Origin of the sequence: Enterobacter cloacae complex sp. 677-3DZ2D5B (assembly GCF_004136695.1) — a bacterium.
GTDB lineage: Bacteria > Pseudomonadota > Gammaproteobacteria > Enterobacterales > Enterobacteriaceae > Enterobacter > Enterobacter hormaechei_C.
This window is the reverse complement of the sequence record NZ_QFLS01000017.1, coordinates 44,272-65,545: the sequence shown is the minus strand read 5'-3', so window position 1 is coordinate 65,545 and position 21,274 is coordinate 44,272. Positions and strand designations below refer to the sequence as shown.

At 56.5% G+C, this 21,274-nt stretch carries 16 protein-coding genes; 6 read left to right on the top strand and 10 right to left on the bottom strand.

Features of this window, described 5'->3' with window-relative positions:
- Positions 1–5: 5 nt before the first annotated feature.
- From feoB to greB, 4 genes are all read right to left on the bottom strand, one after another.
- Positions 6–2,324 carry a Fe(2+) transporter permease subunit FeoB gene (feoB, locus tag DD597_RS21485; protein WP_129256571.1) on the bottom strand — a complete coding sequence of 773 codons (2,319 nt, stop codon included), beginning with the start codon at positions 2,322–2,324 and terminating at the stop codon, positions 6–8.
- Between the two features lie 30 nt (positions 2,325–2,354).
- Positions 2,355–2,582, bottom strand: a complete 228-nt coding sequence (feoA, locus tag DD597_RS21480; protein WP_003861611.1) for a ferrous iron transporter A — start codon at positions 2,580–2,582, stop codon at positions 2,355–2,357.
- 319 nt (positions 2,583–2,901) lie between these two features.
- On the bottom strand, positions 2,902–5,232 hold the full coding sequence (locus tag DD597_RS21475; RefSeq protein ID WP_129256585.1) for a Tex family protein: 2,331 nt from the start codon (positions 5,230–5,232) through the stop codon (positions 2,902–2,904).
- Positions 5,233–5,319: 87 nt separating this feature from the next.
- Positions 5,320–5,793 (bottom strand): transcription elongation factor GreB, encoded by a 474-nt coding sequence (gene greB / locus DD597_RS21470; protein WP_003861614.1) that lies wholly within the window; start codon positions 5,791–5,793, stop codon positions 5,320–5,322.
- A 228-nt stretch (positions 5,794–6,021) separates the two neighbouring features.
- Between greB and ompR the strand changes: the two genes are divergently transcribed.
- Together ompR and envZ are read left to right on the top strand one after the other, a co-directional pair.
- Positions 6,022–6,741 (top strand): two-component system response regulator OmpR, encoded by a 720-nt coding sequence (ompR, locus tag DD597_RS21465; RefSeq protein ID WP_001157751.1) that lies wholly within the window; start codon positions 6,022–6,024, stop codon positions 6,739–6,741.
- Positions 6,738–8,084, top strand: coding sequence for a two-component system sensor histidine kinase EnvZ (envZ, locus tag DD597_RS21460; RefSeq protein ID WP_003861615.1), 1,347 nt, complete (start codon positions 6,738–6,740; stop codon positions 8,082–8,084). The genes ompR and envZ overlap by 4 nt, the downstream gene beginning before the upstream one ends.
- 97 nt (positions 8,085–8,181) lie before the next feature.
- On the opposite strand, the gene pckA is transcribed toward envZ, so the two are convergent.
- Positions 8,182–9,801 carry a phosphoenolpyruvate carboxykinase (ATP) gene (pckA, locus tag DD597_RS21455; protein WP_003861616.1) on the bottom strand — a complete coding sequence of 540 codons (1,620 nt, stop codon included), beginning with the start codon at positions 9,799–9,801 and terminating at the stop codon, positions 8,182–8,184.
- 375 nt (positions 9,802–10,176) lie between these two features.
- Between pckA and DD597_RS21450 the strand changes: the two genes are divergently transcribed.
- Positions 10,177–11,934, top strand: a complete 1,758-nt coding sequence (locus DD597_RS21450) for a DUF4153 domain-containing protein (protein ID WP_048209891.1) — start codon at positions 10,177–10,179, stop codon at positions 11,932–11,934.
- A 122-nt stretch (positions 11,935–12,056) separates the two neighbouring features.
- Here the strand turns inward: DD597_RS21450 and hslO are convergent, their stop codons facing one another.
- The 4 genes from hslO to DD597_RS21430 form a co-directional block, all read right to left on the bottom strand.
- The gene (hslO, locus tag DD597_RS21445) at positions 12,057–12,935 is read right to left on the bottom strand and encodes an Hsp33 family molecular chaperone HslO (RefSeq protein WP_023304550.1); all 879 of its coding nucleotides are present in this window, start codon (positions 12,933–12,935) and stop codon (positions 12,057–12,059) included.
- A gap of 24 nt (positions 12,936–12,959) precedes the next feature.
- The gene (hslR, locus tag DD597_RS21440) at positions 12,960–13,361 is read right to left on the bottom strand and encodes a ribosome-associated heat shock protein Hsp15 (RefSeq protein WP_003861618.1); all 402 of its coding nucleotides are present in this window, start codon (positions 13,359–13,361) and stop codon (positions 12,960–12,962) included.
- On the bottom strand, positions 13,358–14,041 hold the full coding sequence (gene yrfG, locus DD597_RS21435) for a GMP/IMP nucleotidase (protein WP_006812237.1): 684 nt from the start codon (positions 14,039–14,041) through the stop codon (positions 13,358–13,360). The genes hslR and yrfG overlap by 4 nt, the downstream gene beginning before the upstream one ends.
- A 64-nt stretch (positions 14,042–14,105) precedes the next feature.
- Entirely contained in the window at positions 14,106–16,244 is a 2,139-nt protein-coding gene (locus DD597_RS21430) for an intracellular growth attenuator family protein (protein ID WP_129256570.1), read from the bottom strand.
- 327 nt (positions 16,245–16,571) lie between these two features.
- Between DD597_RS21430 and nudE the strand changes: the two genes are divergently transcribed.
- Complete coding sequence (gene nudE / locus DD597_RS21420; RefSeq protein ID WP_003861622.1) at positions 16,572–17,132, top strand: ADP compounds hydrolase NudE; 561 nt, start codon at positions 16,572–16,574, stop codon at positions 17,130–17,132.
- Between the two features lie 94 nt (positions 17,133–17,226).
- Here nudE and mrcA read toward each other — a convergent pair whose 3' ends face one another.
- A complete protein-coding gene (gene mrcA, locus DD597_RS21415; RefSeq protein WP_003861623.1) occupies positions 17,227–19,779 on the bottom strand; it encodes a peptidoglycan glycosyltransferase/peptidoglycan DD-transpeptidase MrcA in 2,553 nt (850 codons plus the stop codon).
- Positions 19,780–19,899: 120 nt separating this feature from the next.
- Between mrcA and pilM the strand changes: the two genes are divergently transcribed.
- The gene (gene pilM, locus DD597_RS21410; RefSeq protein ID WP_023314952.1) at positions 19,900–20,673 is read left to right on the top strand and encodes a pilus assembly protein PilM; all 774 of its coding nucleotides are present in this window, start codon (positions 19,900–19,902) and stop codon (positions 20,671–20,673) included.
- Complete coding sequence (locus tag DD597_RS21405) at positions 20,673–21,164, top strand: PilN domain-containing protein (RefSeq protein WP_045330075.1); 492 nt, start codon at positions 20,673–20,675, stop codon at positions 21,162–21,164. The genes pilM and DD597_RS21405 overlap by 1 nt, the downstream gene beginning before the upstream one ends.
- Positions 21,165–21,274: the final 110 nt, after the last annotated feature.

Genomic DNA, 21,274 nt, shown 5'->3' with positions numbered 1-21,274 from the left:
TCCCCTCAGTGACAGTCGCCTGCTGGGCTGTTACAGCAGGTCGTTGGGGTTTTGCGCGTTGCCAGCAGGTTAACGTCAACGCGGCTACGCGCCCGGCGCAGCAGGCCCATCACAATTACGTTAAACAGGATCACCGCGAGGATACAGACCAGGCTGTAGCGCGGATGCTGGCTGTAATTGACGGCCTGATAAAACACGGTCGCCAGCGAGTAGGCAATGTTCAGCCCCCACAGAATGGAGAAGCCCATCCAGCCGCGGCTGGACTCACGGGCAATGGCGCCCATGACCGAGATGCATGGAATATAGAGCAGGACGAAGATCAGGTAGCTGTAGGCCGCCGACGCGCTGCCAAATTTCTGGCCCATCACGCCCATTGCTCCGGTCGCCATTTCGCCGTCGCCTTTGCTGGCTTCAATCGGGTTCGCCAGTACGCTCAGGCTGAAGGTGTCTTTGAGGCTCTGCCAGGTCTCTTCCACCGCGCCAAGCAGTTCATCGCCGAGGTTGAACGCTGCCGGATTAAACTCCTCTTCCTGGATGTTTTCCGCGGTGTAAAGCGTGTTCAGGGTACCGACAACTACCTCTTTTGCCATCGCGCCGGTGAACAGGCCCACGGTTGCCTGCCAGTTGTCTTCCTGAACGCCAATCGGTTTGAAGACCGGCGTAATGATCCGGCTGACGGAGGCCAGGGCAGAGTCATTAATGTTGTCCGCGGCCTGGCCGCTCAGGGTGAAGCTGTTCAGGGCGCTCAGGAAAATGCTGACCACCACGATCACCTTACCGGCGCGCAGAACGAAGCCCTTCAGGCGCTGCCATGTCTGAATAATCAGGCTTTTCAGATGCGGAACGTGATAAACCGGCAGTTCCATCACGAACGGCGACGCTTCGCCACGCATGATGGTGTGCTTCAGCATCAGGCCGGTGAGAATAGCCATCACGATACCCAGCACATACAGGGAGAAGACGGCCAGCGCCCCTTCCTGACCAAAGAACGCCGCGGCAAAGACCGCGAAGATCGCCAGACGCGCGCCACAGGACATGAACGGCGCCATCATGATGGTCATCAGGCGTTCGCGCGGGGCATCCAGCGTACGCGCGCCCATGACTGACGGCACGTTACAGCCAAAACCGACAATCAGCGGCACGAAGGATTTACCCGGCAGCCCCAGCGCCTGCATCAGGCGGTCCATTACGAAGGCCGCGCGCGCCATGTAGCCGGAATCCTCAAGGAAGGAGAGGAACAGGTACATCATGCCGATCTGCGGCACCAGCGGCAGGACGGTGTTGATCCCGCCGCCGATCCCCTGCGCAAGGAAGATGGTCAACCATTCCGGAAAGTGGAGGGTGTAGCCCAGCCACTGAATACCGTGTACGAAGATAGCGACAGAGCCGCCATCAAAGATAGGTTGTAATGCACCGCCGATGTTAATGGCGAGCAGGAACATCACGTACATCACCAGTAAAAAGATCGGCAAACCGAGGAAGCGGTTGAGCACAATCTTATCCACGGCGGCGGTGAAGCGGCTGGGTTCAGCGGTTAATGCATTGCTGACCACGTCACAGATAGCGGCGATGGCCTGATAGCGCGCATCCGCAATATGCAGAGCGGGATCGTCCAGCTCGTCGCTCAGGCGAGCCTGCGCGACGCCCAGCTTATCCGCCGCATCGCCTGCGTAGGCGCGGCTGTAGATATCGCCTTCCAGCATTTGCAGGCCAAGCCACAGACGTTGTCTGGCGGGCATGCTGTTGTCCATCTCCTGCGCCAGTTGCCCGGCTTCGCGCAGCAGCGGCTGGGCGTAGTGGACCAGTTCGACGTCGGCATTGCCCGTGTGGCGGTCAATCGCCAGCTTCAGGGCGTCAATGCCGCGTGCGCGGGTAGAAACCAGCGGAACCACCGGGCAGCCCAGGCGTGCGGAGAGGGCATCGACGTCGATGCGCAGCTTTTGCTTCTCGGCGATGTCGAGCATGTTAAGCGCCACGATGCAGGGAATACCCAGCTCCAGCAGCTGTAGCGTGAGGTACAGATTTCGTTCGAGATTGGAGGCATCCACCACATTGATGAGCAGATCCGCGTCGCCGCTCAGAATATAGTGGCAGGCAATTTGCTCATCGAGTGAGGTCTGGGATGAAATCGTGGTGAGTGAATAGGTCCCCGGTAAATCAACCAGCGTGACCTGATTATCTGTTGTAGTGAACTGGCCCTCTTTGCGTTCAACCGTCACGCCTGCCCAATTTCCCACACGCTGGCGTGCGCCGGTTAACTGATTAAATAAGGTTGTCTTGCCGGAATTAGGATTGCCAATTAAGCCAATAGTTAATTTTTTCATTGTAATAGACTCACTGAAACCGCTGGCTTGTTAACGGGATAAAGATTCAACTTCAATTAATGCGAGGTCTTTTTTACGCAGAACCAGATTAACGCGTCGGGTTTCGATATGAACAGGATCGCCCAACGGCGCAACGCGCACCACCTGGAACGATGAGCCGGGTAGCATGCCCAGGGACAGCAGCTTCTGCCGATAGGCCGGGCTTATCTCACGGGTAAAACCGATAATTTTCCACGCACTGTCTGGAGTGAATTGCATAGCGCCTGATTCCACGAGAGGTTAAATAATCTACACTGCGATGATAATGAGAATAGTTTTTATCAGCAATAATAAAAATGTGACGGGATGTTGTTAATCGTATTAATTTGCGGTCTGCTTGACCTTGCTCAATATTTGCGAAATTGAGGTGAAAATAAAAAGAAGGCTATTTGTTAATGAGGTGATAATTCGTGGTTTAAATATGGATACAACTTATTTATTTTAATTCCCTGCGGCCTGCTTGCCGGGCGGCACTGCGTTTGCCCGGCCTACAAAACCGTAGGCCCGGTAAGCGTCGCGCCACCGGGCATTTACAGTATTAGCGTTTCTTACCCATCGCCGCTGCCAGCGCATCCATCATCGCGCTGTTGCCTGCTGGCTGTGCGTCACGTCCGCGTGGCTTCGCGGCTTTCGCTGCCGGACGCTGCTGTTCACGGCCACCGCCATTACCGCCACGGCGCGCGTTAATGTCGCCCGGCTGCTCGTCCAGACGCATGGTCAGGGCAATACGCTTGCGCTGGAGATCCACTTCCAGCACTTTCACCTTCACGATGTCGCCCGCTTTGACCACGGTATGCGGATCTTCAACGAACTTGTCGGCGAGGGAAGAGATATGCACCAGACCGTCCTGATGCACGCCGATATCCACAAACGCGCCAAAGTTGGTGACGTTGGTTACCGCCCCCTCCAGCACCATGCCCGGCAGCAGGTCGTTCATGGTTTCCACGCCGTCAGCAAAGGTCGCGGTTTTAAACTCAGGACGCGGATCGCGGCCCGGTTTTTCCAGCTCTTTGATGATGTCAGTGACCGTCGGCACACCGAACTGTTCGTCGGTGAAATCCACCGCTTTCAGGTTACGCAGCGCGCTGCTGTCGCCCATCAGGTCTTTAAGCGCCTGCTGAGTCGCGGCCAGGATGCGCTCAACAACAGGGTACGCTTCCGGGTGAACGGTAGAGGCATCCAGCGGGTTATCGCCGTGGTTGATGCGCAGGAAGCCCGCGCACTGCTCAAATGCTTTCGGCCCCAGACGGCTCACCTTCAGCAGCTGCTGGCGGTTCTGGAACTGACCGTTCTCATCACGCCAGGCGACGATATTCTGTGCCATCATACGGGTCAGGCCCGCCACGCGGGTCAGCAGGGGAACGGAAGCGGTGTTCAGGTCCACGCCGACGGCGTTAACACAGTCTTCCACTACCGCATCCAGCTTGCGCGCCAGCTGCGTCTGGCTCACGTCGTGCTGATACTGGCCCACACCGATGGATTTCGGGTCGATCTTCACCAGCTCCGCCAGCGGATCCTGCAAACGACGGGCGATAGAGACCGCGCCGCGCAGGGAAACGTCCAGATCCGGGAACTCCTGCGCTGCCAGCTCAGAGGCGGAGTAGACTGATGCCCCCGCTTCGCTGACGATCACTTTCTGCGCCGTCACTTTCGGGAACTGCTTCTGCACGTCGAGATAGAAACGTTCGGTTTCGCGGGACGCCGTACCGTTACCGATGGCAACCAGCTCAACGTTGTACTTCTCGCACAGCGCGGCGACGACGACAGCCGCTTTCGCTGCCTGACCGGTGTGCGGGTAAATGGTGTCGGTGGCAACGAGCTTGCCGGTGCCGTCAACCACGGCCACCTTCACGCCGGTACGCAGACCCGGATCGAGACCCATGGTGGCGCGCAGGCCAGCTGGCGCAGCCATCAGCAGGTCGTGCAGGTTACGGGCGAAGACGTTGATCGCTTCGTCTTCGGCGCGCTCGCGCACGGTGCCCATCAGCTCGGTTTCGAGGTGCATCAGCACCTTAATGCGCCAGGTCCAGCTCACCACGCCTTTGCGCCAGCTGTCCGCCGGGGCGTTGTTCAGGCGCAGGCCCAGATGATCCATAATGATCTGCTCGCAGTGGCTCTCTTTAGGCCGCTCGTCAAACTGCGGATCGGCATTCAGGGAGAGTTGCAGCACGCCTTCGTTACGGCCGCGGAACATCGCCAGCGCGCGGTGAGACGGCGCGGTAGAAATGGGTTCGTGGTGATCGAAATAGTCGCGGAATTTCGCGCCTTCTTCCTCTTTGCCGGACACCACGGTGGAGACGATATGCGCGTTCTTCCACAGGTAATCACGCACTTTGGCCAGCAGCGCCGCGTCTTCGGCGAAGCGCTCCATCAGAATATAGCGAGCACCGTCCAGCGCGGCTTTGGTGTCTGCTACGCCTTTATCGGCGTCGATAAACTTGGCGGCTTCGGTTTCCGGATCGTGAGACGGCTCGTTCCACAGCAGATCGGCCAGCGGCTCAAGGCCGGCTTCGATCGCAATCTGCCCGCGCGTGCGGCGCTTCGGTTTATACGGCAGATAGAGGTCTTCGAGTTCGGTTTTACTCAGGGTACCGTTAATGGCTTTTTCCAGGTCACTGGTCAGCTTGCCCTGCTCGCCGATAGATTTGAGGATCGCCTGACGTCGGTCTTCCAGCTCGCGCAGATAGCCCAGACGGGTCTCCAGGTTTCGCAGCTGCGTGTCATCCAGACCGCCGGTGACTTCCTTACGATAACGTGCAATAAACGGCACGGTGTTCCCTTCATCAAGCAGGCGAACGGCAGCTTCTACCTGTTCGGCTCTGGCCTGAAGTTCACCCGCAATAATGCGGCAGAGCGACTCTTTCATCATGGTCAGTTCATCTTGTGGATCGAAAATCAGGGGGATAGTTATACGGGCTGACACCAAAAAATGCCAGCCGGGGAGGGCGCTCTCGGACTATTTAACATACACGATTTCGTTGACGTACCAGCTTGCTTCACCTGCGGGCGTCTGGACAACGGCTAAATCGCCCACCTCTTTTTTCAGCAGGGCGCGGGCCATGGGTGAATCGATAGAAATGTAATCCTTACGACCGAAAATTTCATCATAGCCGACGATACGAAAACGCAGGGTATCGCCGTTGTCGTTTTCAATTTCGACCCACGCGCCGAAGAACACTTTACCTTCCTGCTGCGGGGAGTAATCGACAATTTTGAGATTCTCGAGACACTTCGTCAGGTAGCGTACCCGGCGATCGATTTCGCGCAGTCGCTTTTTATTGTACTGATAGTCCGCATTCTCGCTGCGGTCGCCCAGGCTTGCGGCCCAGGTGACTTTTTTGGTCACTTCCGGACGCTCTTCGCGCCACAGGTAATCCATCTCTTTTTTGAGTTTCTCGTACCCTTCGCGGGTGATCAGAGGCGTTTTCATGGTGCAGCCTTTAATGCCGGTTAACTGTCTTTGCGCACAATACGTAGCGCACAGTGTAACAGACAAGATTAATAATGATTTATGTGATGAAATGAACAGATAAGCTGCTGTTAAATATGCTTTGTAACAATTTCGTCTAGAATTTATACCAGAATTTGCTGGTCGAACCCGTGCACTTTTTTAGAATACGCTGTTCCAGGCTTATCCGAACCTTTGGGAGTACACACAATGCAAGAGAACTACAAAATTCTGGTCGTAGATGACGACATGCGCCTGCGTGCGCTGCTGGAACGTTATCTGACCGAGCAGGGCTTCCAGGTTCGTAGCGTCGCGAACGCGGAACAGATGGATCGTCTGCTGACGCGTGAATCTTTCCACCTGATGGTGTTGGACCTGATGCTGCCTGGCGAAGACGGGCTCTCTATTTGCCGCCGTCTGCGCAGCCAGAGCAACCCGATGCCGATCATCATGGTGACGGCGAAGGGTGAAGAAGTCGACCGTATTGTCGGCCTTGAGATTGGCGCTGATGACTACATTCCAAAGCCGTTTAACCCGCGTGAACTGCTGGCGCGTATTCGCGCCGTGCTGCGTCGTCAGGCGAACGAACTGCCGGGCGCGCCATCTCAGGAAGAGGCCGTCATTGCATTCGGTAAGTTCAAGCTGAACCTCGGCACCCGTGAGATGTTCCGTGAAGATGAGCCAATGCCGCTCACCAGCGGTGAGTTCGCGGTGCTGAAAGCGCTGGTCAGCCACCCGCGTGAGCCGCTCTCCCGTGACAAGCTGATGAACCTGGCGCGTGGTCGTGAATACTCCGCGATGGAGCGTTCTATCGACGTGCAGATCTCTCGTCTGCGTCGCATGGTGGAAGAAGATCCGGCGCATCCTCGTTATATTCAGACCGTTTGGGGTCTGGGCTACGTGTTTGTCCCGGACGGCTCTAAAGCATGAGGCGAATGCGCTTCTCGCCGCGAAGTTCGTTTGCCCGCACGCTGTTATTGATCGTCACCCTGCTGTTTGTCAGTCTGGTGACGACCTACCTGGTGGTGCTGAACTTTGCAATCCTGCCGAGCCTTCAGCAGTTTAATAAGGTGCTGGCATACGAAGTGCGTATGCTGATGACCGACAAACTGCAACTGGAGGACGGCACGCAGTTGGTTGTTCCCCCGGCGTTCCGTCGGGAAATCTACCGTGAGCTGGGCATTTCTCTCTACTCGAACGAAGCGGCGGAAGATGCCGGCCTGCGCTGGGCGCAGCACTATGAATTCCTCAGCCAGCAGATGGCGCAGCAGCTTGGCGGCCCGACGGAAGTGCGCGTTGAGGTCAATAAAAGCTCGCCGGTTGTCTGGCTGAAAACCTGGCTGTCACCCAACATCTGGGTGCGTGTTCCGCTCACCGAGATTCATCAGGGCGACTTCTCACCGCTGTTCCGATACACCCTGGCGATCATGCTGCTGGCCATCGGCGGCGCATGGCTGTTTATTCGTATCCAGAACCGACCGCTGGTCGACCTGGAGCATGCGGCATTACAAGTCGGTAAAGGTATTATCCCACCGCCGCTGCGCGAGTATGGCGCATCGGAAGTGCGCTCGGTAACGCGTGCGTTTAACCACATGGCGGCAGGCGTTAAACAGCTGGCGGACGACCGTACGCTGCTGATGGCGGGGGTCAGCCATGACCTTCGCACGCCCCTGACGCGTATCCGGCTGGCGACGGAGATGATGGGCGAGCAGGATGGTTATCTTGCAGAGTCCATCAACAAGGATATCGAAGAGTGTAACGCCATCATCGAGCAGTTTATCGACTACCTGCGCACCGGGCAGGAGATGCCGATGGAGATGGCGGATCTGAATGCGGTTCTGGGCGAAGTGGTTGCTGCCGAAAGCGGCTACGAACGTGAAATTGCGACCGACCTTCAGGCAGGTGAGATTCAGGTACGTATGCACCCGCTCTCCATTAAACGCGCGGTGGCGAATATGGTGGTCAACGCGGCGCGCTACGGCAACGGCTGGATCAAAGTCAGCAGCGGTACGGAACTCAACCGCGCCTGGTTCCAGGTGGAAGACGATGGCCCGGGCATCAAGCCTGAGCAGCGTAAGCACCTGTTCCAGCCATTTGTGCGCGGCGACAGCGCGCGCAGCACCAGCGGAACCGGCTTAGGCCTGGCGATTGTGCAGCGTATTGTTGATAACCATAACGGACTGCTGGAAATTGGCACCAGCGAGCGGGGTGGTTTGAGCATTCGTGCGTGGTTACCGGTGCCGGTTTTACGGGGTCAGGTGAAAGAGAGTTAAAAAAGGGTGGGGCCTGATGCCCTCACCCCGGCCCTCTCCCACGGGGAGAGGGAAAAAACATTAAAAAAGGCAACTTTCGTTGCCTTTTTGCTTTTACCTACAGCTTCGGTCCCGCACTCACCAGCGCAGCACCCGCCGGGGTGTCGGTATACTTCTCGAAGTTTTCGATAAACAGTTTCGCCAGCGATTCAGCCTTCTCACGCCACTGTTCCGGTGAACCGTAGGTGTTACGCGGATCCAGGATACGCGTATCCACGCCCGGCAGCGCTGTTGGGATCGCCAGATCGAACATCGGCAGCGTAAAGGTCTCGGCGTTATCCAGCGAACCATCCAGAATCGCGTCGATGATGGCGCGTGTATCTTTGATGGAGATACGTTTGCCCGTACCGTTCCAGCCGGTGTTTACCAGGTATGCCTGGGCGCCGGATGCCTGCATGCGTTTCACCAGCACTTCCGCGTACTGCGTTGGGTGCAGCGACAGGAACGCCGCGCCGAAGCAGGCGGAGAAGGTTGGGGTTGGCTCGGTCACACCGCGCTCGGTACCCGCCAGTTTAGCGGTAAAGCCGGAGAGGAAATGGTACTGCGTCTGGCTGGCGGTCAGGCGGGAAACCGGTGGCAGCACGCCGAATGCATCCGCGGTCAGGAAAATCACCTTCGTGGCGTGACCCGCCTTCGATACCGGCTTGACGATGTTCTCGATGTGGTAGATCGGGTAAGAGACGCGGGTGTTTTCCGTTTTCGAGGCATCGTCGAAGTCGATAGAGCCATCGGCACGCACGGTGACGTTTTCCAGCAGCGCATCGCGGCGAATCGCGTGGTAGATATCCGGCTCTGCCTCTTCCGACAGGCGAATGGTCTTCGCGTAGCAGCCGCCTTCAAAGTTAAACACGCCGTCATCATCCCAGCCATGTTCATCGTCGCCAATCAGACGACGTTTTGGATCGGTGGACAGCGTTGTTTTACCGGTGCCGGAAAGGCCGAAGAACACTGCTACATCGCCTTTTTCCCCGACGTTCGCCGAGCAGTGCATGGAGGCGATACCGCGCAACGGCAGCAGGTAGTTCATGACCGAGAACATCCCTTTCTTCATTTCGCCGCCGTACCAGGTACCGCCGATCAGCTGGATACGCTCGGTCAGGTTGAAGGCGATGAAGTTTTCGGAGTTCAGACCCTGCTCTTTCCACTGCGGGTTGGTGCATTTCGCGCCGTTCATCACGATAAAGTCAGGGGTGAAGTCTTGCAGTTCTTCATCGGTTGGACGAATGAACATGTTCTTCACAAAATGCGCCTGCCAGGCCACTTCGGTGATAAATCGTACGGAGAGACGGGTGTCGGCGTTAGCGCCGCAGAACGCATCAATAATAAACAGACGCTTGCCGGAAAGCTGATGGGTGACAAGTCCTTTCAGATGCTGCCAGGTTTCCGGGGAGAGCGGTTTGTTATCGTTCTTCCCTTTGCCCTTATCAGCCCACCACAGCGTATCGCGGGTGGTGTCATCTCGGACGATATACTTATCTTTCGGCGAACGACCGGTAAAAATACCCGTATCGACGGCGATAGCACCCAGGTTCGTCAACACACCACGCTCGTATCCTTCCAGTGCCGGATTGAGCTCTTCCTGATACAGCGTATCGTAATCGGGGTTGTAGACCACTTCCTGGACGTCGTGAATACCATAAGCCTTGAGATCTTGCGGGGTTAAACCATTAACACGCATATCACTGCTCCTTAGCCAATATGTACTGCCTGAAATTGTAGGGTTTTTCTGAGGATGTTAACCGCGACGGGGCTCATAGATTTACGTATCTGGTCAAAACCCTTACTAACGGAAAACGCTGCGACTCCAGTCACAGGGCGGGCAGATTATCGCAGGAATCGCTTTTTGGATGGGGAAAATGTTCTTAAAAGGTTAATCTCTGGTGAATTTATCCAGAAGAATGTGAATGTAATCGCATACATGTAAGAAAATTACGTAAGGGTTACACTGGGAAAACGATTCAGGTCTCTTGGGTCAGCTATTTTCAGAGTTTGAGGTGGGGGCCAGAGTTTTGCTTTGATGAGACAATAGATTTTCATGAACAAGGGATGAGAAATGGAAAACCGTGAGACGTTATCCGCTTTAACGCGCGTAGCCGTCGTGCTGGCGGGGGCTCTACAGGGCGTAATTTGCTATGTAATCACGTGGTATATCGAGTACGCAAAATTGCCATCGGATACGCTGTGGCTGATGTGTGTAGTACCTGCCACCGTGGTAATGACAACCACGTTGTCTCTTGCCATGACGTCATTCAGAAAGCCATTTTTGTGGCTGTCACTCGGGATGATCGGCGCGGCAGTCGCGGGTATGGGCGGCTGGCTTAAGTGGAGCGTTGCAGGACTCGAAAGCTGGAATCTCAGAGATGAGATGCTCGTTTTCGGCTTTCATCTGCTGCTGATGACGCTGTTCGTGTTGCCATGGCTTCAGCGGCGTCTGGATCCCGTCCCGACTACCTCGTTCTACAGCGACTTTTATCAACGAAACTGGCATAACGCGCTGACACTGCTCATTATTTTTGTTTCGAATGGTCTCTTCTGGCTGGTGCTTTTCCTCTGGGCCGAGCTTTTCGAACTTATCGGCATCGGCTTTTTTGATCGGCTTTTCTTTCATTCTGACGGATTTATTTCAGTGGCGATTGGCGTGGTTTCAGCCAGTGCGGCCGTGCTCACGCGCATGCAGGTAAGGTTAATCTTTGCCCTGCAAAATCTGCTGACCCTCATCGCCACCGGTCTGCTTCCCCTGATGGCGGCGCTGGCGCTGCTCTTTATTGGCGCGTTGCCTTTTGTCGGCTTTGAATCCATTTCAGCCAGAATATCCGCCGCGGGCTTGCTGACCACCTTAGCGCTGCTGCTGTTATTCCTGGTGACGATAGTGTGGCATCCACAGCGTCAAACACTGCCTTACTATGCCCCGCTGCGAGGGATGATTCGCCTCGCTGTGGCTATCGTACCCGCGTATCCGGTTCTGGCGGGGTGGGCGCTGTGGCTACGCATTTCGCAATACGGCTGGTCACCCGAGCGTCTGTACGGGGTATTGATAACCATCGTGGCGCTGGTCTGGGCGATCGGTTTTTGCGCCAGCGCTCTGATTCAGCGCCGTGAACCGCAGAAGATCCATGCGTACGTCATCCCGGCGACCGGGCTGCTTTCCCTCATTTTCCTGGCGTTGGTCCATACCCCCGTGCTGGATCCGTGGCGAATAAGTGTTGCAAGCCATATGGCCCGCTATCAGGACGGCAGAATAACTGCGGATCAAGTCAGCCTGTATATGCTCAGTAACGCTGGACGAAAGGGGCGGGAGGCGATGCTCACGCTGCAAAACGATCCGCAGTTTATCTCTAACCCAAAACGCCAGCGTGAAATAAATGGTCTTCTCTCCAGGAATGCTGGCGGAGCAGGTAAGATGACCGCCGCGATGCTGGAAAAACAGGTCCAGCTCGCACCGGGAATGGCTCATCCTGATAAGACATTGTGGCAAGCCATGCTCAGCAATCAGTATCGCTTCGAGAGCTGCGATAGCGCCCAGAGTAACTGTTTACTTATGCCGCTGGATCTTAACAGCGACGGCAAGCCGGAAGCCGTGCTATTTCAATTTACCGATCGCACGATCGTGGCTTACACACAAACTAACACGGGCTGGAGGATCGCCGGGGACGCGTGGAAAATGCCGGAGGCATTGACCAGAGGAGAACTTGACCGCGCATTAAGGCAGAGGAAAGTGAAATCTGTCGTGAAGCCCTGGGCGGATATTGAGATTTTTGGGGAGCGTGTCGATATGAGCTACGACAGTTACAATAATGCGCAGTGGCGTTAGTGCTTTTTCTTGCCGGGTGGCGCTACGCTTACCCGGCCTACAATTAGCAATCATATCAAAAAATTGCACAATTCATTGTAGGCCCGTGCGAGCATAGCGCCGCCGGGCATCAGGCTCAGAGCTTAGTGAACCTGCGGATCCGCCGGAGAGGCGTTATTGCGGATCTCCGCGATATCCATCGAATTGAACACGTAGTGCGTACCGCAGTAGTCACAGTGCATATCGATTTCACCGTCTTCCGCCATGATGCTGTCGATCTCTTCATCCGGCAGCGTTTTCAGGGCGCCGGCACAACGCTCGCGGGAGCAGGTGCACTTAAATTCCACATCCTGCGGATCGTAAACCGTCACTTCTTCTTCGTGGTACAGACGCCACAGCACGTCGGTCGCCGACAGGGTGAACAGCTCTTCCGCTTTGATGGTTTCCGTCAGCGTTGCCAGATGCTCGAAATCATTGGTCTGCGCATCCTGCGCAGGCAGAACCTGAAGCAGCATACCACCGGCAGCAGGCTGACCATCCACTTCACCGGTGCGGATGAACAGACGGGTTGGCAGCTGTTCGGAACGCATGAAGTAATCTTCCAGGCAGGCGGCAAGCGTATCGCCTTCCAGACCGACAACGCCCTGATAGCGCTCACCCTCTTCAGGCGAAATCGTGATAACCAGGTAGCCATTTCCGACCAGCGTTTTCAGATCCGCATTTTCAGGGATATCGCCCTGAACGCGCGCCACGCCGCGCATTTGCTGCTGGTTATTACCGTTGATCACCGCCAGCGACATCGGGCCATCACCCTGCAACTGAACGGTAATATCGCCAGCGAACTTCAGCGTGGCGGTCAGCAGGCTGGTGGCAACAAGCAGTTCGCCCAACAGGGTTTTCACCGGCAGCGGGTAGTTGTGGTTTTCCAGAATCTGTTTCCAGGTTTCGGATACGGTGACCAGCTCGCCGCGCACGGCGAATTGTTCAAACAGATAGCGGTGTAATTGGTCGTGTTGGGCCATTTTCATCTCTCGTGCAGGTGAGGGTTACTCGCTCTCACCGTGTTTAAATTTCATCAGATCGCGGCGCTCTTTTTTATCCGGTCGCCGGTCCGGGTGAGGCATAGTTAGCGCGTTCATTTTGCGCGCCAGCGCGGTTTTCTCGCGCTTCTCTATGCTTTCGGCCGTCTCTTCATACAGCAAAACGGCTTCGGTTGCGGGCCGCCGTTGTTCGGTAATGGCTTTCACCACCACCGTTTTCTCATCGTTGCCCTGGCGAAGCGTTAACGTGGCATTCAGTTCAACCAGCTTGCTCGGTTTGCTGCGCTGACCGTTGTAATGCACCTTTCCGCCGTCAACCATTTCACGGGCAAGGGCGCGCGTTTTGTAAAAACGGGCGGCCCACAGCCATTTATCCAGTCTTACCCCATCAGAGGGTTTTTCTTTCATGGCGTCTCCTTCACGGTGAGTGAGGGGATCATCCGGCGATAGTCGTTCAGCCCCGGATGTCGCAGATAGCTTTTTTCAGCCAGGCCGGAATCCGGATTGGTCACGCCCAGACAATAGCGAATGCCAAAAGCGGCCGCAGAATCCAGAATCGGCTCGCTGTCGTCAATGAACAGCGTGCGTTCCGGCTGTAAACCGGTCTCTTCCACCACGGCATGCCACAACCGCTGATCCTCTTTCGGATAACCAAATGTGTGGGTGGAAAGCAATAAATCAAGGTGTGAAGCAAGCCCGGTATGCTCCAGCTTCACGGCCAGGTTATGGGGATGCGCATTTGTCAGCAAAATACGGCGCTTACCGCAGGCCTTCAGCGCGTCCAGGAACGGGACCGTATCGTCGCGCAGTACGGCGCGTGCGCCCTGGGCGGTGGTCATGGCACAAATATCCAAACCGAGTCGCTCGCTCCAGTAGTCAAGACAGTACCAGTTTAGCGTATGCTGCACCGCGCTATATTGCGAACGAATGAATTCCTGCGCTTCCGCCGGGGAGATCCCCTGCTGTTCACCGTAAGTTTCCGGGACCAGCTTTTGCCAGAAATAGTTATCAAAGGCGAGATCAAGCAGCGTGCCGTCCATATCAAGCAGGACGGTATCGACCGCCTGCCAGTCGATATCAAGATGCATAAGGGGGAACTCCAGCCAGAAGAAACGTGCGCGACAGGGTAGCACAACTTGTCGCGCAGGGACGTTATCCGATCAGGCTCTCAGAAGAGGAGATCAGTTTCGGGTTAAGGCAATTTTCGTAGTAGGCCTGGATTTCTGCCAGCCGCGTGCGGGAACGCTGATAGCGGCGTACGGCCTGATAACCGTTCCAGACGATGCACGCCAGCATCGCAATCAGCAGCAGGGATGTCCCTATATAGCGCCACAGGCCAGCGCTATCCGGCATACGGTGCAGGCCAATATGACGCGTGCCGTTGGCGTCGGTGAAGAGGGTGGTGACGATCCCTTCCGCGCTGAATGGCGTCTGCATCAGCATCTGCGCCAGACGCTGGAATTCGCTCCACTGCTCCTGGGCAGGATAGTCATACAGCGAAACCTGCGGATAAGGTTGATCCACCAGGTCGCTGCCTTCATCGCTGGCAATCACAAAACCGCCCGGCGCCGGGCTGTTAAGCGCCTGGGCGGCACGGGTGGTTTCACGCATCACGAAGGGGGCGGTAGAGGTCGCCACCAGATTATCCAGCGACTCGGCGCTGACCGGACGCAGAAGCACGTTCACACCGTCCAGGCGTCCCGCTTCGGCGCGTTTCACCAGCGCGTCCCAGTCTTTGCTGTTGCCGAGGTTGACGAGCGCGTTCTTCAGCCGGATACAGTCATCCTGGGCGGAACAGAGATCCTCGGTTTTCAGGACGATTTCGCCAAAGTCATCCAGCAGCACCATGCCCGACTTCTGAATAGCCGAACGCAGGGCAGGGCTGACGCGAGAATCATCATCCGGTTTTGGATGGAGCTGGCGATTAATCGTCTGGGTGAGCGCAGTGGCCTTATTGACCACATCCGATTCCGGCAGCGGCAGCGGAGAGGCGTCATTCCAGATGATCTGAGAGCAGTCGAACGGCGCGAACGGCGAGTTCTGGCGCGTGTTCCAGGCACCCGGTGAGTGGATATTACACATCCCGGTGCCTTTCAGCCGCAACGTATCCCCCACGCGTACACCCGCTTCTTCGAGCTGCTGTACGCTGGTGGCTTCCACGGTTTGCGCCCCTTTAATCCATGACAGGGTAAATTTAATTGGCATATCCAGCGGCACGAAAAGCAGCAGCATGAGGAAGATTAACGCGGCGCCACCGGCAATCACCGCGCTGCGAAGCCAGTGCTGAAGCGGGAAGTTTTTTACTTCGTCGTGCAGGGATAAGTAACGTCCCTGGCGTACAACGTGGCGGTCGAGATAGATATCAATATCCGTTTTGTGGCCCAGGTCCTGCGCAATCCACGGCTGCCAGTGGCGCGGATAGATAAGATCGATGATCCCGAGCGAGATATTGTTGATATGTTCCTGATCGTTCTCACCGAACAGTCCCCAGCGTTTTGGGGTTCCGCGCAGGCAGTGAATTTCGCGTAATGACGTTTTTGCCGGCGGAGCAAATATGCCCCACAGCCCGGCGGTCAGAAGCAGTACTGCGCCACCCGCGAGCCACGGAACAAACACGTCCGGCGTCAGCAGGCAGATGAAAAAGAGCAGGAACGAGGCGACAATCAGCACCGCTTCGCGAATGCCATCCGGGCGGCTCAGGACGTACTCTTCATGCGTTTCCTGGCGGATGTTGAGCAGTTCAATCTGCTCTGTCTCTTCACCACGAATAGAGGCCTGCGTTCCGCTCGCGCGTTCCAGCGCAAAGCGTGGCGCTTCCTGAACATATTCGCTCAGAGTATGACCATTAAGGGAGATAACCAGCGGCAGCGTATCGGTATGGATGAGCTCGACGCTGTTTTCGTCGTTAATATACTGTTCCCAGAAGGGAGGCAGGTGTACTTCAACAGAGTCGAGATAGTAACGCCATTTGTTGGGATCGTCGGTTGTGATGCCATAGCGGGTAATGGAGCGCGTCACGCACAGAACGGTGTCGCTTTGGGCGTTAAGGTTGAGCGATACGGGGGCGGTGCTGGCGCCGGTAGGGCCAGGCGAAAGCCGGGATCGGTTCAGCGTGTCGAGATACTGCTCAACGGTGTTGCGTTCCTCTGGCGAAAGCTTGCGCGTGTTTGCCCCGGCGAACGCGTTTAAAAAGGGCAGCCGATAACGGCGATGTACGCGGCGCCTGAATACCCACACCGCAATCGACGCGCAGGCCAGCACAGCAGCGAGAAAAATCAAAATGGTGCTCATGCTTTCCCCATCTTACTTATCTTCTTACAGGTGTTGTCAGTCGCACCTTTTGTACAATGAATGAGATTCTGTGGTCGGCTATCGGCAAGTATGGAGTCTAACTTGAGCATGTTGACGCGCATCCCAGTGACCGATAATGATAACAAAGCCTGTTCCGGCGCGATATCAGCAAATTCCTGGAAACATTTCAACCTCTTGACATTTGTTTTGAAATGAGAATCGCATTCATTTACGTTGCATAAATGTAAATAAAGAGCAATTGACATTGCCGAAACCGTGCGGCGTATCGCACAATAAAGCCAGTTCACCCAGCAAAGACCCGTCAAGATGACCAAACCCTTACAAAAGCCCACCATTCTGAATGTTGAAACCGTCGCGAAATCGCGTCTGTTTAATGTCGAAAGCGTGGATCTGGAGTTCAGCAACGGTGTGCGTCGTGTTTATGAGCGTATGCGCCCCTCCTCGCGTGAAGCGGTGATGATAGTGCCTATCGTCGACGAGCATCTGATCCTCATTCGTGAATACGCTGTGGGCACAGAATCCTACGAGCTGGGCTTCTCCAAAGGACTGATCGATCCGGGCGAAACGGTGTTTGAAGCGGCAAACCGGGAGCTGAAAGAAGAGGTCGGCTTTGGCGCGAAAGAGCTGACGTTCCTTAAAAAGCTGAGCATGGCGCCGTCCTATTTTTCCAGCAAAATGAACATCGTTGTCGCGGAAGATCTCTATCCTGAATCGCTGGAAGGAGACGAGCCGGAACCGCTGCCGCAGGTTCGCTGGCCGCTGGCTCATCTGATGGATTTGCTGGAAGATCCTGACTTTAACGAGGCACGCAACGTGAGCGCACTGTTCCTGGTACGAGAGTGGCTGAAGGGGCAGGGGCGTTTGTAGCGCCACCATTAAAAACGGCAACCGAAGGTTGCCGTTTTGCATTGACGTTGTAGGCCGGGTCAGGCGTAGTCGCCACCCGGCTTTTTTGTCGGCGTCAGAACAGCTCGTGCGTCTCGCCGTTATCAATGATCTCTGTACCCACCTCATGCACTGCCTGCGTGGTTGGCTGCGTACCCTCGATGAAATACTCGGCACGGCTGTTGCCGCCATTCGCGAGCTGTCCAGTGCTGCGGTCAATATTGATCGTGACAATGCCCGGCGGAGGCGTTAGCGGCTGCTCCGGCACGCCCTCGAGAGCGGCCTTCATGTAAGCATCCCACGCCGGTTGCGCACTCTTAGCCCCACCCTCATAACCGGAAATCTGATCTTTAATCGCGCCAGAGGCGGTTGTGCGCCCCAGAGTGCGGCGGTGATCGTCAAAACCAATCCAGACCGAGGTGACAACGCCCGGGCCATAACCTGAGAACCAGGCATCTTTTGAACTGTTGGTTGTCCCGGTTTTGCCGCCGATGTCGTGGCGCTGCAAATCGCGGCCCGCTCGCCAGCCGGTGCCTTGCCAGCCCGGTTCGCCAAAGATGTTGGTGTTCAGTGCGCTCTTAATCAGGAACGACAGCGGCGTGCTGATCACGTGCGGGGCGTACTCCTGCGCGCCACTCTGGGCGACCAGCGCCTGATTGGCCTGTTCCAGCTGAGGCTGCGGCACCGCCAGATTCTGACGTTCCTGAGAGATCGCCACATCTTCCATATCCTTGTTTTCCAGGACATTGGATTTTGGCGTGTCGCCGTAAATCACCGGAATATCGCATTCAGGGCAGGCAATTTTCGGTTTCGCTTCAAACAGTACGCCGCCCTGATCGTTCTCGATTTTGCTGATGAAATACGGATCGACCAGGAATCCCCCGTTCGCCATCACCGAGTAGCCACGAGCGACCTGGAGCGGCGTAAAGGACGCGGAGCCGAGCGCCAGAGATTCGGTATGAACAATGTTTTGCGCCGGGAAGCCGAAGCGTTGCAGATACTCTGCCGCATAATCAACGCCCATCGCACGCATCGCGCGAACCATGACCACGTTCTTCGACTGGCCAAGGCCCTGACGCAGACGGATAGGGCCAGCGTATTGCGCCGGAGAGTTCTTCGGCTGCCAGTCAGAGCCCGCACCGGCATCCCAGCGGGAAATTGGCACGTCGTTGAGAATGCTGGCGAGCGTCAGCCCCTTATCCATCGCCGCGGTATACAGGAACGGTTTGATGTTCGAACCAACCTGACGCAGTGCCTGGGTCGCGCGGTTAAATTTGCTCTGGTTGAAATCGAACCCGCCAACCAGCGCCATCACGGCACCGTTCTGCGGATTGATGGAGACCAGCGCAGAGTTGACGTCCGGCACCTGCGCCAGCCACCAGGCATCACCGACCTGACGGACCCAGATTTGTTGTCCGGTTTGTACCACATCGGTCACTTTACGTGGCGTCGGGCCCTGAAGAGTGTCAGAGCGGTACGGACGCGCCCAGCGGACACCCTCCATGCGCAGCGAAACGGATGTGCCATCGGCCATCATCGCCACCGCTTCCTGTGGATCGGCCTGGGTGACGACAGCCGGACGCAGCGGGCCATAGGTCGGCAGCGCTTTCAGGGAATCAGTGATTTTTTTACTGTCCCATGCGCCTTCCCCCACTTTCCACAGCACGTTGGACGGGCCGCGATAGCCGTGACGCATATCGTAATCCATCACGTTATTACGCACCGCCTGCTGGGCAGCCTGCTGCACTTTGCGGGTCACGGTGGTATAGACGCGATAACCATCTTCATACGCTTTATCACCGTAGCGACTCACCATCTCCTGGCGAACCATTTCAGTGAGATACGGTGCAGAGAAGGCGATTTCCGGCGCATGGTAATTGGCGTCAATAACGTCGCTGCGCGCCTTATCGTACTCAGACTGACTGATGTAGCCTTCGCTCAACATACGCGACAGCACCACGTTACGGCGCGCGGTGGCGCGGTCCAGCGAGTAGAGCGGGTTAAAGGTGGATGGCGCTTTTGGCAGGCCGGCAATGGTCGCCATTTCGCTCAGCGTGAGCTGATCGATCGGCTTACCAAAATAGACCTGAGCCGCAGCCCCTACGCCATAGGCGCGGTAGCCCAGATAGATCTTGTTGAGGTAAAGCTCAAGGATCTCGTCTTTGCTCAGCAGTTGCTCAATGCGGATCGCGAGGAACACCTCTTTGATCTTACGCATCAGCGTCTTTTCCGGGCTGAGGAAGAAGTTACGCGCCAGCTGCTGGGTAATGGTACTTGCCCCCTGAGAGGCATGACCGGAGAACAGCGCCACGCTTGCCGCACGGAAAATACCGACCGGATCGACACCGTGGTGCTCGTAAAAACGGCTGTCCTCGGTGGCGATAAAAGCTTTCACCATCACGGGTGGGATTTGATTTAAGGTCAAAGGGATACGACGTTTCTCGCCGTATTGCGCCATCAGTTCACCATCGGCGCTATAGACCTGCATAGGGATCTGAAGCCGCACATCACGAAGCGTGGCGACATCAGGGAGTTGCGGCTCGACATATTTGTACAAACCAATAATCGAGCCTGCTCCCAGCAGAATGCAACAGACTGCAAGGATCAATAAATACTTTACGAACTTCACCGGAGATTTCCCATTTGGTTTAGCCTGGGCAGTTTCTAAACAATCGCGCGGTAGTATAAAGGCAAGCCTGATTCATTGATATAGCCGTCACTCCGACGGGCGATAAGGAGATCGTGAAGCATGGCTTTTAAAACGTGGCAAACAGGTGTTCATATTCAACAGGATAAGGTGGTTGCGGTAGCGCTGACCAGAGAGCGGGCCGGATGGCGTTTACGGCGCTGGTGGGCGGTGCCGCTGTCGGACGGCGTTATCGGGGAAGGCAAAATACTTAAGCCAGAAGAGCTGGTTAACGCATTACGTGGCTGGCGGAAAACATTGCCGCACTCGCATCGGGTATTCCTCTCATTTCCGGCAACGCGCGTTCTGCAACGCGCGTTGCCCCGTCCATCCGTTACCTTGCGTGACAGCGAACAGCTCACCTGGGTAGGCGCCGCATTAGCGCGTGAGCTGGAGATGCCCGCCGATACGCTCTGCTTTGACTACGCGCAGGATACGTTCAGCAACACTTTTCAGGTTACCGCAGCGCAAAACAGAGAGGTCGATACCCTGTTGACGCTGGCGAACGCGCTGCGTTTGCGTCTGGCAGCAATCGCCCCGGATGCCGGCGCGCTGGCTAATCTTCTCTCTGCTGTTGCCCCCGCCCGGTGCGTCGCCTGGAGAGATCAACACCAGTGGCTATGGGCGATGCGTCACCAGTGGGGGCGGCGCTACACCACAGAAGCGGCGACGGTGAATGAACTGGCGGCGCTGCTTGCGCTTTCTTCTTCTGATATCGCCGTGTTTGATGCTGCCCGCGATCCCTGGGAAGCGGTGACGCTGTGCCAGCCGCCGCTGCCGGAATGCGGTGCTGATTACACCGTCGCCCTGGCGCTGGCCATGAGCGAGGCGCCGTAATGAGCATGCCCAATCTTTTACCCTGGCGTCGGCAGCAACGTAATCAGCGCCTGCGTTTCTGGGGGATGCTGTTTGCCGCCTCATTGCTGGTGATGCTGGCGGGTGGTATCAGCCTGCGGGCGACGCAGTCTCTCGCGTTACAGGCGTTGCAGAGCGAACTGGCGGGGACACGGGCAGTGCAGAAAGTATTGAGAGCCCGTCAGCCGCAGTCAGCGGGGCTGAAAACCCCTTCGCCGCCGTCTGATCCGGCCTGGCAACCCGCGCTGGAATCGCTTGCCAGCGCAATGCCCCGGCAGGCGTGGCTGACGGCGCTGCGTTATCAGCCACCCTCGCTGACCCTGACCGGCTATACCACTTCACTGCCAGCGCTCGCAGCCATGACCGATGCGCTGAAAAGGGTGACGGGATTTAACCCCGGACCGGCAGGCGAACTGCAACAGGATAGCCTGGGGCGATGGATGTTCTCTTTTAAACTGCATAGCCGGAGGTAGCCGGTGGGTATCTGGTATCAACGCTGGGCTGATGCACGTCCTTCCCGGCGCGTCCTTTGCTGGTTGATCGCGTCGGGGCTTGTTGCGTGGGCAATTTGGGGACTGCTGCT